Genomic DNA, 12,854 nt, shown 5'->3' with positions numbered 1-12,854 from the left:
CGAAACGCTCGTTCCGGTCGTCCCGCCCCCGCCGTTGCGCCCCATCCTATCGGCTGCGTACGGTGTACGCATAAGCGTGCGTACGCCGTACGCAGCCAAGTCTGGAGGAAGCCATGAAATCCCCAGCGAAGCCGGCCCGCCGGTGGCTGGCGCTGACCGTGCTGCTCCTGCCGGTTCTGCTGACCTCGATGGACATCTCGATCCTCTATCTGGCCACCCCGGCGATCGCCGCCGATCTGGCACCGAGCGCCAGCGAACTGCTGTGGATCCTCGACGCGTACGGCTTCCTGCTCGCCGGTCTGCTGATCCTGATGGGCAACCTCGGCGACCGGATCGGCCGCCGCCGGCTGCTCCTGGCCGGGGCCGTGGTCTTCGGGGTGGCGTCGCTGCTCGCCGCGTACGCCCCGACGCCACCGGCGCTGATCGCCGCGCGGGCGCTGATGGGCGTCGGTGGGGCGACCCTGATGCCGTCGACGCTGTCGCTGATCAGGAACATGTTCGACGATCCCGCCGAGCGGACCCGGGCGATCGGCCTCTGGACCGCCTGCTTCGCCGGCGGCTCCGCCCTCGGGCCGGTCGTCGGCGGCGTCCTGCTCGAATCGTTCGCCTGGGGATCGGTGTTCCTGATCAACGTCCCGGTCGTCGTGCTGCTGCTCGTGGTGGCCCGGTCGCTGCTGCCCGAATACCGGCACGCCCAACCGGAGCGGCTCGACCTCGGGTCCGTCGCGCTGTCCTTCGCCGCCATCCTGCCGCTGGTCTGGGCGGTCAAGACCGCCGCCGAGGAACGCGCCGTGACCGTGCCGGTGGCCGTCGCGGCCGCCGCCGGTGCCGCCGCCGCGACGGCCTTCGCCGTCCGGCAGCGCCGGCTGCGTACGCCCCTGGTCGAGGTACGGCTCTTCGCCAACCGGCGCTTCACCGGCGCCGTCGTCGCCGGGGCGCTGGCGATGTTCTCGCTCGTCGGGCTGATGCTCTACAACAGCCAGTACCTCCAGCTCGTGCTCGGCCGGTCGCCCCTGGTCGCGGCGCTCTGGCTGCTGCCGGTGCTGGCCGTCGTCGCCGTCACGGCCGCCACCGCCCCGCTGGTCGCGGCGCGGCTCGGGCCGGCCGCGGTCTTCGGCGCCGGTGCCGGTCTGGCCGCGATCGGGATGCTGGTGGTCGGCGGTACGCCGGTCCACGACGGACTGCTCCGGATGATCGTCGGGTCGGTGCTGGTCGGGGCGGGCATCAGCCCGCTCATGACGCTTGCCACCGACGTCGTGGTCGCCGCCGTCGACCCCGAGCGGTCCGGGTCGGCGTCCGCGCTGTCCGAGACCGCCAACGAACTCGGTGCCGCCACCGGCATCGCGGTCCTCGGGTCGATCGGCGCCGCCGTCTATCGTTCGTCCATCATGGACAGCCTGCCGGCCGACGTGCCGGCCGGGGCCGCCGACGCCGTGGCCGCCAACCTCGGCACGGCCGTCGAGGTCGCCGACCGGCTCCCGTCCGGTGTGGCCGAACCGCTGTTGGCCCTGGCCCGGCAGGCGTTCGTCGACGGGCTCGGTGCCGCGGCCCTGACCGGCGCGGCCATCCTCGCGCTGCTCGCCATGGTCGCGCCGATTCTGCTCCGCCGGGGCCGGCCGCTTCGGCGGTAGGTGGACGGCCGGAAAGGTGAGGCCCGGTGTCGGTGACCGCTGCTAGGTTCCCGGCGTGACCCAACCCCCGCCCCCACCGGCCGGCCCGGTGGCCGAGCCCGGCAACACCCCCGCCGCCGGGCCGTTCGACCCGTACCACGCGTCGCCGCAACCGGTGACCACCGGCGGATGGCCGGCTCCGCCGGCGCCGCCCCATCCGGTGTACCCGGGGGCGTCCTACCCGGCGCCGGCCAGCCCCGTCTATCCCGGGGCGCCCTATCCGGCACCGGCCGGCCCGGGGGGCTACGAGCCGTCGGGCGTGCCGCGGCCACGGCCTCCGGTCAACGGGCTTGCCATCGCCTCGCTCGTGTTGGCGCTGGTGACCCTTCTCCCGGTCAGCATCGTCACCGGCATCATCGCCCTGGTGCAGATCCGCCGGCGCGGCCAGCGCGGTAAGGGGCTGGCGATCGCCGGGATCGCGATCAGTGGGGCCGCGAGCCTGTCCCTGGTCGTCGCCGGGGTGGTCGGCGCCCTCGTCCGTGTCGGTGACCCACCGGCGCAGGATGAGCCGGCGCAACCGTTCTATTCGTCGGGCTGGGTGCCGGGCCACTGCATCGAGACGGTCGACGAGAGCGTCGGGCTCGAATGGCCGCCGACCAAGTGCACCGAACCGCACCAGGGTGAGGTCTTCGCGGTGTTCGACATGTCCGGGGCCGACTACCCGGGCGAGGACGCGGTCTGGCGGTACGCCACCACCGGGTGCGACCAGCGGTTGCCGAGCTATGCCCCGTCGGCAGACCTGGACGAGGAGTACATGATCTACTTTCCGACCGCCGAGACATGGCGCGACGGCGATCGGTGGATCATCTGCGTCGCGTACCACGAGGAGCCGCGTACCGGGTCCATCCGCGACTGACGCGGACGCCGGCCGCCGCGGCGGCCCGGTCGACCGGCTGCGCCGCGACTCAGCGGCGCAGCCAGAACGTCAGCGTGCCGGCCACGGCGAGCAGCACGGCGCAGATCGTGGCGGCCAGCCAGCCGCCCACGACGACGAGCGGTGGTACGGCGGCCCACAGCGCCACCACGACCGCGGTGACCAGTCGCCGTCGGCGGGTCGACGCCCGGTCGCCGACTCGGGCCACGAACTCCGGGTCGGTGCTGCGCAGCCGGCGGGTGATCTGTTCGAACCGGCGCTGGTCCTCTCTGCTGAGCATGGGTACTGGCCTTTCCCTCACGTCAACGGGCCGCTGCCGGGATACCCGTTCGGCGGGTACCTAACTGCTTCTCCTCCTGCTTCTTCGACTCCCGCTTAGCGCTTCCTTAAGTTTGGCTGTGCCGCCCGGACCGCCGCCCGATCCGGCGATCCGGGCCATGCGGCGCGCATCCGGACATCGGCGCTGCTCACGGTCATCCGGTCGGAGAATCGGCCAACCGGCGCGTCCGTACCCGCCTGAACGCTGTCTTAAGTGCCCGGTCCGGGCCGATCAGCTGACCTTGATGCGGGTCCGGCCGCTGGCTACCGTCCCGTGCAACCGAGCGCAGGCGACCCACCCCCCTGGGCCCGACACATCCCCTTGAGCATCGGAAACCCCCGGAGCGGACGCCGACCGCACCCGCCCGTCACCGCGGCGGTCGTGCCGGCGCCAGCATGAGAAGACGGAACGGTACATGCCTGACCAGAATGTGCCACCACACCGGGCGCGTGACGACGGTCGGCGGGCCGAGCGCCCGCGATCCGGCGCCCACTCCCACGGCGAGCCCCCCTACGCCCCGCCGACGCGGACGCCGTTCTCCGACGGATACGACCGGCACGCGGGCGGGCGGCACGGTGCGGACCCGTACGGCGGCCACCGCGCCGGCGACGGTCACGCGACCGGCGGTCACCGGGCCGGCGGGCAGTGGCCGGACCCGCGCCCGACCGCCGGGCACCCGGCCGGCAGGTATCCCGACGACGGGTACGTCACCGACAGGTACCCGACCGGTGGCTACGCCGCCGACGGCCACCCCGACCCGTCCGGTGACAACCGCCGGGGTCCGCGCTGGGTCGGCCCGCAGGGTGGCGCGGACGTCCAACCCGGACGGCCGGCCACGGACGTACTGCCCGACCTCGACGACGACGAGGACGATGACCGGCGCCGGACCGGCCGGCGCCGGGCGCTGATCGCGCTGACCGGTACGGCCGCCGTCGTCGCCGGTGGCACGGCGCTCGCGCTGTCGCCGCAGGGCGCCGGGCTGATCGACGCACTGCTGGGAACCGGCGGCGGGGACGCCACCGCACCCGCGGTCACCGACGGCAGCGCCGCCCGGCCCAGCGGGCAGCAGCCGAGCACGGTGCGTACCTACACCGAGCAGAACGAGAGCTACATGGGCTCGCGGGCCGGCGAGGTCCTGAAGAAGAACTCGCCGGTGACCGGCAAGAGCCACTCCGGACCGGCGTCGGCGGCCGCGGAGACGAAGGTGACCGTCAAGACGGTCCTGGCCAAGGACCCGGTCCGGCACCTCGCGCAGCGGGCCACCTTCGGCGCGACGCCGAAGGTGATGGCCGACATCGAGAAGCTGGGCATCGACGCCTGGCTGCGCGACCAGCTCGACCCGGACAAGATCGCACCGACGCCGGCGGAGCTGCGGCTCGCCGAGCTGAGAACGCTGAAGATGTCGATCCCGCAGTTGCGCGAGCAGCGCGAGGCGCTCGACGCCAACGGCGTGCACGCCGACGACGAGACGGTCTGGGCGACCATCGCCCGGCAGATCTGGTCGGACCGTCAGCTCTTCGAGGTGATGGTCGACTTCTGGACCGACTTCCTGCACGTGGCGGCGTACTTCGAGGGCTCACGGATGCAGCGGGCCTCGTTCGAGACCGAGGTGATCCGCAAGCACGCGCTCGGCAACTACGCCGACATGCTGGTCGCCGCCAACCGGCACCCGGCGCTGCTGACGTACCTCAACCAGGCCCAGTCCAGCAAGGACAAGGTCAACGAGAACCTGGCCCGGGAGAACCTCGAGCTCTACTCGGTCGGGGTCGACGGCGGTTACACCGAGGCCGACGTACGGCAGGCGGCGCTGCTGCAGACCGGCCGGGGTGTCCGCGAGGACCAGTACGTCTACCGGCCGGAGCGGCACTACGTCGGCGAAGTACGGATCATGGGCTTCCAGCACGCCAACAACAGCGCCGAGGGCGGCGAGGCGGCGGCCGACGCCTACTTCCGCTACCTGGCCCTGCACGAGTCGACGGCCCGGTACGTCGCCACGAACCTGGCCACCCGCTTCGTCTCCGACACCCCGCCGAAGTCGCTGGTCGACCGGCTGGCCAAGGCGTACACGACGAGCAAGGGCGCGATCAAGCCGGTGCTGATGAGCCTCTTCAGCGCCTCGGAGTTCTGGGCCTCGGTCGGCCAGAAGGTGCGCCGGCCGATGGAGTACCTGGTGGCGACGTACCGGGTGCTCGGGGTGTCGCCCGAGACCCCGGCCGGCTACCAGCACTCCAACGCCAACCGGACGGCGTTCGCCGAGGGGCTTCGGCAGATCAAGGGCAAGCTGGAGGAACTCGGCCAGTTCCCGGCCGGCCAGCCCACCCCCAACGGCTATCCGGACGTCTACGTCGCGTGGACCTCGGCCGGCACGATGGTCAACGGCTGGAACGAGGCCGGCAACATCCTCACCGGCAACCGGAAGATGTTCACCTACCGCCGGCCCGAGGAGCTGGTGCCGGCCCCGCCGGCCACGGCGGGCGCCTATCTCGACGCGCTGGCGCAGCGGCTGGTGTTCCAGAAGCTGACCGACGACCAGAAGAAGATCATTCTCGAGATCGCCGGGGTCCAGGCCGGTACGAAGGTCGACGCGACGTTCGACGGCGCCATCGTCCCCGTCGCGCGGGCGATCCTCGCTTCCCCCATGCACCACCTCCGGTGAGGCACCCGATGGAGAAGACTGTGCGATTTTCGCTGCACCCGACCTGCCCGGACCTGCACCGGCTCGGCCCGACCCGGGCCGACGCGCTGCTGCGCGCCGAGGCCGCCGCCGTCGCGGCCGAGAACGCCGCCGAACACGACCGCTTCCGGACGCTGAACAACGAGGAGGAGGCCCAGCAGGACGGACGCGGGGTGACCCGGCGTACGTTCGTCGCCGGCGCCGCCGCCACGGTGACGGCACTGGCCACCACCCAGTTCGTGTCGGCGCGGGCGTCGTTCGCGGCGACGCCGGGGGGCACGCTGGTGCACGTCTTCCTCTACGGCGGCCTCGACGGGCTCAGCCTGATCGCCCCGGCGGACGAGGACGACCTGCTCGCCCGGGTACGCCCCGACCTGGTCCTGCCCGACAACGACTCGATCGCGCTGGACCGCAACTTCAAGCTGACCAGCGCCTTCAAGCCGCTGGAGAAGCACCTGAAGGCCGGCCAGCTCGGCTTCGTGCCGGCGGTGTCCGACCCCCGGCTGTCCCGCAGCCACTTCCAGGCCGCCGACGCCTGCAACCTCGGTGGGCTGCCCAACGAGACCGCCGGCCGCGGCTTCCTCGACAGCCTCGTCGACGCACTCGGCCCCGGCACCGCCTTCCGCAGCGTCGGCATCGGCAGCACCCTGCCCCGGTCGCTGGTCGGCACCAACGGCGCGATCTCGCTGAACAGCGTCGGATCGCTGAACCTCAACGGTGACGGCCGGTACCGCGACGCCACCGCCGCGGCGATCAGGGGCCTGTTCACCGGCATCAACCACCCGGTCGAGGAGTCGGTGCAGTCCGGCCTCGCCGCGCTCGCCACCGCGCAGAAGCTCGCCGCGCAGGGCTACGAACCGGCCGAGGGCGTGAAGTACGAGGGCGTCGGCAACGCGTTCCGCCAGCTCGCCCACCTGATCAAGGGCGGCGCCAACGTCCGGGTCGCCACGATCGGCATGGGTGGCTACGACACCCACGAGAACCAGGGCAGCCGCGACGGCGGCTACCTGCACCGCCGGCTCGGCGAGCTGGCGTCGGCGCTGGCCGCGTTCTTCGACGACCTCGGGGACAGGGCCGCCGACGTCACCGTCATGGTCTCCAGCGAGTTCGGCCGCCGGGTCGCCCAGAACGGCAGCGGCACCGACCACGGCCACGGCGGCGTGGTCACCGTGCTGTCCGGCAAGAAGCTGGCCGGCTCACTGCTCGGCGACTGGCAGGGGCTGGACAAGCTCGACAGCGGCGACGTGCCGGAGTTCAACAACATGTTCCACGTGTACGGGTCGGTCGCGCAGGGCCGCTTCGGCCTCACCGACGCCGAGGTGGAGAAGATCTTCCCCCGGCAGAAGTACACGCCGGTGAAGCTGTTCGCGTGACCACCGAACAGCCGGGGGACCGTCGACCGGACCGCCGTGGGGGTGCCGCGGCGGTCCACCCCGTCTCGCCGGCCGGTCGCCGTACCGGAACCCCGTCCCGGACCGGCGACCGGCCGGCGGCCTCGCCGCCGCCCGTCGTACCGGCCACGGTGCCGCCGCGGCGCGGCGCGGCCGGCCGGCGCGGCGTCCTGTTGCTGCTCTGGGGCGGGCTGCTGGGCAGCGTCGTGCCGTGGTGGCTGGACACCCCGGCCGGGTCGCTCGACAGCGCCGGCGAGATGCTGACCGCCGCCGGGCGGATCACCGGCCTCTTCGCCGGCTACGTACTGCTGGCGCAGATCCTGCTGATGAGCCGACTGCGCCCGCTGGAACGCTGGGTCGGCGCCGAGCACCTGACCCGCTGGCACCGCGACACCGGTGCCGTCCTGGTGGTCGCCGTACTCGCGCACATGACCCTGATCGTTCTCGGCTACGCCCGGCTGGACCGGATCTCGGTGCCGGGCGAGGTGCGCCTGCTGCTCACCGACTACCCGCACATGGTCGCCGCGTTCGCGGCCGCCGGGGTGATGGCCCTGCTCGGCCTCACCGGCATCCGGGCGGTCCGCCGGGCCCTGCCGTACGAGCTGTGGCACGTCGTGCACCTGTCGGGCTACGCCGTGCTGCTGCTCGGCTTCGGGCACCAGTTCGCGCACGGCCAGCAGCTCTTCCGGCCCGGCCCGGTCCGCACCCTCTGGATCGCCATGTACGCGGCGGTGCTCGTCGCCCTGCTGTGGGGCCGGGTCGTCGAGCCGCTGGTGTTCAACTTCCGGCACCGGCTGCGGGTCGCCGACGTGGTCGCCGAGAGCCCGGACACCGTCTCGGTCTATCTGACCGGCCGGCGGCTCGACCAGCTGGAGGCGCTCGGCGGCCAGTTCTTCCGCTGGCGGTTCCTGGCCCGCGGCTGCTGGTGGCAGGCCCATCCGTTCTCGGTCTCGGCCGCCCGCAACGGCCGCTGGCTGCGGATCACCGTCCGGGTCGTCGGCCGGCACACCGCCGACCTGCGCGACCTGGAACCGGGTACCCGGGTCTGGGCCGACGGCCCGGCCGGCACCTTCACCGCCGCCCACCGCACCCGCGACAACGCCCTGCTCATCGCCGGCGGCAGTGGCATCGGTCCGATTCGGGCCCTGCTGGAGGAACTGCCGCCCGGTGCGGCGCTGATCTACCGGGCCCGTACGCCCGCCGACGTGCTCCTGCAGGGCGAACTGGACTGGCTGGCGCGGGCCCGGGCCACCGACATCTGGTACGTCATCGGCTCCCGCGACGATCCCGGGCCCCGGCAGGTGCTCAGCGCCGCCGGGCTGCGGCACCTGGTTCCCGACGTGGCCCGCCGCGACGTCTACCTGTGCGGCCCGCCCGGACTGGTCGAGTCGACGGTACGGGCACTGCGCAGGGCGGGCGTGCCGCGCCGGCGGATCCACCTGGCCGCGTTCGAGTTCTAGGGAGATCCGATGCGCCGCACCGTTCTCGGCCTCGCCGGCCTGGCCGCCGGCACCACCCTGCTCGTGGTGGTCAAGGGCGCCGCCGCCTCGGGTCCCGCCGCCCCGTCGCCGGTGCTGGCCGGGCCGACCGCCGAACCGCCGTCCGGCATGCCCCCGTCGCCGTCCGCCGGGCCGACCGACCCGGCGCCGGAGACTCCGTCCGCGTCCCCGTCGGAAAACGCCGCCCCGTCGGCCCGGCCGTCCCGGTCCGCGCCCGCCCCCGGGCCGACCCGGACCGGTGCGGCGCCCGCGCCGACCCGTACGACGGCGGCCCCGCCACCGGCGACCGGGCCGTACCGGGTGACCGGACCGGTCGCGTCCAACGACTACGGCGCGGTCCAGGTGCAGATCACCATCTCCGGCGACCGGATCACCGAGATCCGGACGCTGGAGATGCCGGAGAGCTCGTCGCGCTCCAGCCAGCTCAGCGCCCGCGCCGAACCGCTGCTGAAGGCCGAGGCGCTGCGCGAGCAGGGTGCCGACCTGGACACCGTTTCCGGCGCCACCTACACCAGCCAGAGCTACCGGGAGTCGTTGCAGGGCGCGCTCGACGCGGCCGCCCGGGGGGAGCGTGGCTGACGTGGCCGGCCGGGCGGGCGGGACCGACCCGGGCCGGCGGCTGCGGCCCGGCCTGCGCCGGGTCGAGCAGGTCATGGGTACGGCGGTCAGCCTCGACCTCGCCGACCCGCTGGCGTCATCCACCCTGGACGATCTGGCCGACGGGGTGTTCGCCTGGCTGCGCCTGGTCGACGCCCGGTTCAGCACCTACCTCGACGACAGCGAGGTGTGCCGCCTCGACCGGGGCGCACTGTCGACGGCGGACGCGTCGGACGACCTGCGGGCCGTACTGGGGCGCTGCGCCGAGCTGTGGGGCGAGACCGACGGCTACTTCGACGCGTACGCCACCGGTCGGCTCGACCCGTCCGGCTACGTCAAGGGCTGGGCGGTGCAGGTCGCCTCGGACCGGCTGCTCGCCGCCGGCGCGGCCAACCACTGCCTGAACGCCGGCGGTGACGTACGGGTCCGCGGCCACGCCTCGTCCGGGCGACCGTGGCGGATCGGCGTACGGCACCCGTGGCACGCCACGAAGGTGGCCTGGGTGCTGGCCGGCACCGATCTCGCGGTGGCCACGTCCGGGGTGTACGAGCGCGGCCACCACGTCGTCGACCCGCGCACCGGCCGGGCCGCCCGTGGGCTGCGCTCGGTCACCGTGGTCGGCCGGGACCTCGGGGTCGCCGACGCCTACGCCACGGCGGCGGTGGCGATGGGCCGGGCGGGCGCGGACTGGCTGGCCGGGCGGGCCGGCCACGAGTGCGCGGTGGTCGCCGACGACGCGACCTGCCTGCGGTCCGCCGGCCTGCCGGTCGTCGTCGACGGGGCGGGCGGAGCCGGCGCCGACCCGGCCCGGGAAGGCCCGGATGGTGCGGATACGCCGTTCAGGGGATCGACCGATGATCTTTATCGCACTAGGTTGTGACCTGACATGTCCGCCCCCACCCGTGCCCACGCTCTCCCCGTCACTCCCGTCCCGGACGGGGCGGGCGACGGGGCGGTGGCGTGTGGCCCGGCGTTCAGGCGGCGTGGTGCAGTGTGGACGGTCGCCGGGGCAGCGCCCGGGTCGCCGGCCGCCGGGCACCGAGCGCGTCGACCAGCATCGCCTGTACGGCGTACGAGTCGGGCAGCCGCCACCGGCACTCGTGCGGGGCCACCATCCAGCGCACCGGCCCCTCGGGCAGCCGGGTCGGCGGTGCGGGCACCCACGACCCCGGCCCGTGCCGGACCACGTCGAGGCGCTCCTCCAGTTCGGGGCGCAGCGGGTCGCCGGGGCGTACCAGGAACATCCAGCGTGCCGTCGGCGTCACGGCGACCGGACCGCGGACCCGCGGCGGGGTGGAGCCGAGCCCGGCGTGCAGGCGGGTCGCCCCGAGCACCCGCAGGCCGAGGAAAGCGGACACCTCCAGGGCGTCGAAGGTGTGCCCGGTGGCCAGCAGCACGGCGTGCGGCCGGCGGCGCCACCACCGGCGGATCCGGGCCGGGTCGGCGCTGGCGGTCCGCTCCCAGTGTTCGTCGGCCGGATGGCAGCCCGTCGTCGGGCAGCCGGCCCGGTCGCAGGCGAACCGGCGGCCGGCGAGATAGGCGCCCGGGGTCACCGGCCAGCCGTGCCCGGCGAACCGGCCCGCGGCGCGCCGCAGGCGCAGCCGCTCGAAGCTCGTGAATGGTCGCAGTGTCCACCGCATGTCAGGGAACCCCCACGTGGGCAGTCGGGCGTCATATCAGGCGCGCGGCATCGTCACTAAACACGACACGCCGTCGTTGCGTACTCGAAGAGCCGTTTGCAACTTGCATCGAAAACTACGAGCATCGGTCAGCAATGTGACGTACCAGCTGTGCGACCAGCACTTGCGGGGTGTCACCGGCGCCGCCGCGCCCTGACCGGGGGAACAGGGCACCACTGCGCCCGACGCAGTCCCGTCGGGGGGACTCTGAAGCTCGCGGCCCGGAAACGCCGCCGAAGCGAGGGGGAGGAACGGACGTGGACGAACTGCCCATCGGGCGCCGCGTCGCATACTGGCGGTCCCGCCGGAAGATGTCGCAGCAGGTCTTCGCCGACCGGCTCGACAAGTCGAAGAGCTGGGTGGACAAGGTCGAGCGGGGGGTCCGCCGGCTCGACAAGTTCTCGGTCGTCTACGAGATCGCCGACGTCCTCCAGGTCGACGTCCAGCTGCTGGTCGGCAAGGAGCCGGAACGGCGGCCGGACAGCGTCAACTGCATCGACCAGGTCGAGGTCGACCAGATCCGGGCCGCCCTGGAGCGGTACGACTCCATCAGCGCCTTCTTCGACGCCCCGCGCCAGCCGCCGCCGCTGGGGGAACTGCGCAAGGCGGTCAGCCACGCCTGGCTGACCTACCAGCACGCCAAGTACGGCGTACTGGCCCGTGCGCTGCCGAAGCTGGTCCGCGACGCGCAGTGCGCGGACAGCGCCTACAGCGGCGGTCCCGAGGGCCGGGGCGCCGCCCACCTGCTCGGCCAGGTCTACCAGATCGCGTCGTCGGCGCTGCGCAAGGTCGGCGAGCACGAACTGTCCTGGCTCGCCGGTGACCGGGCCATCGCGGTGGCGCAGCGGGCCGGCGACCCGCTGCTGGCCGGTGTCGCCACCTACCGGGTCGGCAACGCCCTGCTCGCCCTGGGCCGGGCGCGGCCGGCGCTGGAGGTCAACGTCAACGTCGCCAACCGGCTCGCCCCCGGCGGCGCCGGGACGGCCACCCCGAACGGCTGTCGGTGTACGGGATGCTGCTGCTCCAGGGCGCGATGGCCGCCGCCCGGATCGGCGACAACGCGACCGTACGCGACCTGCTGCACAGTGCCGGCGAGGCCGCCGACGTCGTGGGCGAGGACCGGAACTTCTACTGGACCAGTTTCGGCCCGACGAACGTACGGCTGCACCGGGCCGCCGCCGCCGTCGAACTCGGCGAGGGGCGCCACGCGGTCGAGACCCATGAGAGCATCGGAGAGGGCTTCAACGCACTGCTGCCCGAGCGCCGTGCCCACCACTACCTCGACATCGCCCGCGGCTACAGCCAGATCGGTGACGTGGAGAAAGCCAGCGAGATGCTCCTCGAGGGCGACCGCCTGGCCCCGTCCGAGATCCGGTGCCGGCCGATCGCGCACGAGGTCATGGCCGACGTACTACGCCGAACGCGTGGTGCGCCGCCGGCGCCGGTGGCAGAGTTGGCGGAGCACATGGGGGTCGGTGTATGACGCGGGGACCGACCGCGTGAGGGGGTACACGGCGCGGGTGCTGTACATCATCGCCTGTGGCTCGCCGCTCGCCCGCAACGTGGGGCGACTGGTGGCCCTTGCCCAGGACCGGGGGTGGAACGTGTGCGTCGTCACCACCCCCGACGGCCGCAAGTTCGTGGACGTACCGGCCCTGGCCGCACAGACCACCCATCCGGTGCGCACCAACTACAAGAACCCCGGCGACCCCGACGTGCTGCCGCCGCCCGACGCCATCATCGTCGCGCCGGCGACGGTGAACACGGTCAACAAGTGGGCCGCCGGGATCGCCGACACCCTCGCCCTCGGTCTGCTGGTCGAGGGGCAGGGACGAGGGCTGCCGATCGTCGTGATGCCGTACACGAACTCCGCGATGGCGGCGCACCCGGTGTTCCGCGACAACCTGACCCGGTTGCGGGGCTGGGGGTGACCGTCCTCTTCGGCGACGAGGTGATGCCGCTGCACGCGCCGGGTACGGGGGAGAAGACCCTCGACAGTTTCCCGTGGCAGCTCGGCATCGGCGCGCTGGAGGCCGCCGTGAGCGTCGACGGCCACCGCCCCTGACGGTCGCCCGGCCCGGCCCCGACGACGTGGCCGGCAGCGGGGCGGCCGGGCGCGGCCGACGCGGGCTCCGAGCCGGGTCGTAGCCG

General features: G+C 73.5%; 9 protein-coding genes and 2 pseudogenes. 9 read left to right on the top strand and 2 right to left on the bottom strand.

What is annotated here, in order from left to right; translation table 11 throughout:
- Positions 1–113: 113 nt before the first annotated feature.
- Entirely contained in the window at positions 114–1,631 is a 1,518-nt protein-coding gene (locus Prubr_RS02795) for an MFS transporter (RefSeq protein ID WP_212821328.1), read from the top strand.
- A gap of 55 nt (positions 1,632–1,686) precedes the next feature.
- On the top strand, positions 1,687–2,526 hold the full coding sequence (locus Prubr_RS02790; protein ID WP_212821326.1) for a DUF4190 domain-containing protein: 840 nt from the start codon (positions 1,687–1,689) through the stop codon (positions 2,524–2,526).
- Positions 2,527–2,575: 49 nt separating this feature from the next.
- On the opposite strand, the gene Prubr_RS02785 is transcribed toward Prubr_RS02790, so the two are convergent.
- A complete protein-coding gene (locus Prubr_RS02785) occupies positions 2,576–2,824 on the bottom strand; it encodes a DUF3040 domain-containing protein (protein ID WP_212821324.1) in 249 nt (82 codons plus the stop codon).
- Between the two features lie 454 nt (positions 2,825–3,278).
- Between Prubr_RS02785 and Prubr_RS02780 the strand changes: the two genes are divergently transcribed.
- The 5 genes from Prubr_RS02780 to Prubr_RS02760 all read left to right on the top strand — a co-directional run bounded on the left by Prubr_RS02780 (position 3,279) and on the right by Prubr_RS02760 (position 9,904).
- Positions 3,279–5,519: a DUF1800 domain-containing protein gene (locus Prubr_RS02780; RefSeq protein WP_212821322.1), complete on the top strand. Its 2,241-nt coding sequence runs from the start codon at positions 3,279–3,281 to the stop codon at positions 5,517–5,519.
- A gap of 20 nt (positions 5,520–5,539) precedes the next feature.
- Positions 5,540–6,910, top strand: a complete 1,371-nt coding sequence (locus Prubr_RS02775) for a DUF1501 domain-containing protein (RefSeq protein WP_246568247.1) — start codon at positions 5,540–5,542, stop codon at positions 6,908–6,910.
- Positions 6,907–8,388, top strand: coding sequence for a ferredoxin reductase family protein (locus Prubr_RS02770; protein ID WP_246568245.1), 1,482 nt, complete (start codon positions 6,907–6,909; stop codon positions 8,386–8,388). The genes Prubr_RS02775 and Prubr_RS02770 overlap by 4 nt, the downstream gene beginning before the upstream one ends.
- 9 nt (positions 8,389–8,397) lie before the next feature.
- Positions 8,398–9,006 (top strand): FMN-binding protein, encoded by a 609-nt coding sequence (locus Prubr_RS02765; protein ID WP_212821318.1) that lies wholly within the window; start codon positions 8,398–8,400, stop codon positions 9,004–9,006.
- A 73-nt stretch (positions 9,007–9,079) separates the two neighbouring features.
- Entirely contained in the window at positions 9,080–9,904 is an 825-nt protein-coding gene (locus Prubr_RS02760; RefSeq protein WP_212827379.1) for an FAD:protein FMN transferase, read from the top strand.
- 94 nt (positions 9,905–9,998) lie between these two features.
- Here the strand turns inward: Prubr_RS02760 and Prubr_RS02755 are convergent, their stop codons facing one another.
- A complete protein-coding gene (locus tag Prubr_RS02755) occupies positions 9,999–10,664 on the bottom strand; it encodes a bifunctional DNA primase/polymerase (protein WP_212821310.1) in 666 nt (221 codons plus the stop codon).
- Positions 10,665–10,960: 296 nt separating this feature from the next.
- Between Prubr_RS02755 and Prubr_RS02750 the strand changes: the two are divergent.
- Positions 10,961–12,186 (top strand): annotated as a pseudogene (locus tag Prubr_RS02750) (helix-turn-helix domain-containing protein).
- Positions 12,179–12,768: pseudogene (locus Prubr_RS02745) on the top strand (flavoprotein). Before Prubr_RS02750 ends, Prubr_RS02745 begins: the two co-directional pseudogenes overlap by 8 nt.
- Positions 12,769–12,854: the final 86 nt, after the last annotated feature.

Source organism: Polymorphospora rubra (genome assembly GCF_018324255.1).
Lineage (GTDB): Bacteria > Actinomycetota > Actinomycetes > Mycobacteriales > Micromonosporaceae > Polymorphospora > Polymorphospora rubra.
This window is presented reverse-complemented; position numbering and strand designations above follow the sequence as displayed.

Coding starts and splice junctions, on each gene's coding strand:
- Prubr_RS02760 (WP_212827379.1), top strand. CDS start 9,080: ATGGGTACGGCGGTCAGCCTCGACCTCGCCGACCCGCTGGCGTCATCC.
- Prubr_RS02765 (WP_212821318.1), top strand. CDS start 8,398: ATGCGCCGCACCGTTCTCGGCCTCGCCGGCCTGGCCGCCGGCACCACC.
- Prubr_RS02780 (WP_212821322.1), top strand. CDS start 3,279: ATGCCTGACCAGAATGTGCCACCACACCGGGCGCGTGACGACGGTCGG.
- Prubr_RS02755 (WP_212821310.1), bottom strand. CDS start 10,664: ATGCGGTGGACACTGCGACCATTCACGAGCTTCGAGCGGCTGCGCCTG.
- Prubr_RS02795 (WP_212821328.1), top strand. CDS start 114: ATGAAATCCCCAGCGAAGCCGGCCCGCCGGTGGCTGGCGCTGACCGTG.
- Prubr_RS02785 (WP_212821324.1), bottom strand. CDS start 2,824: ATGCTCAGCAGAGAGGACCAGCGCCGGTTCGAACAGATCACCCGCCGG.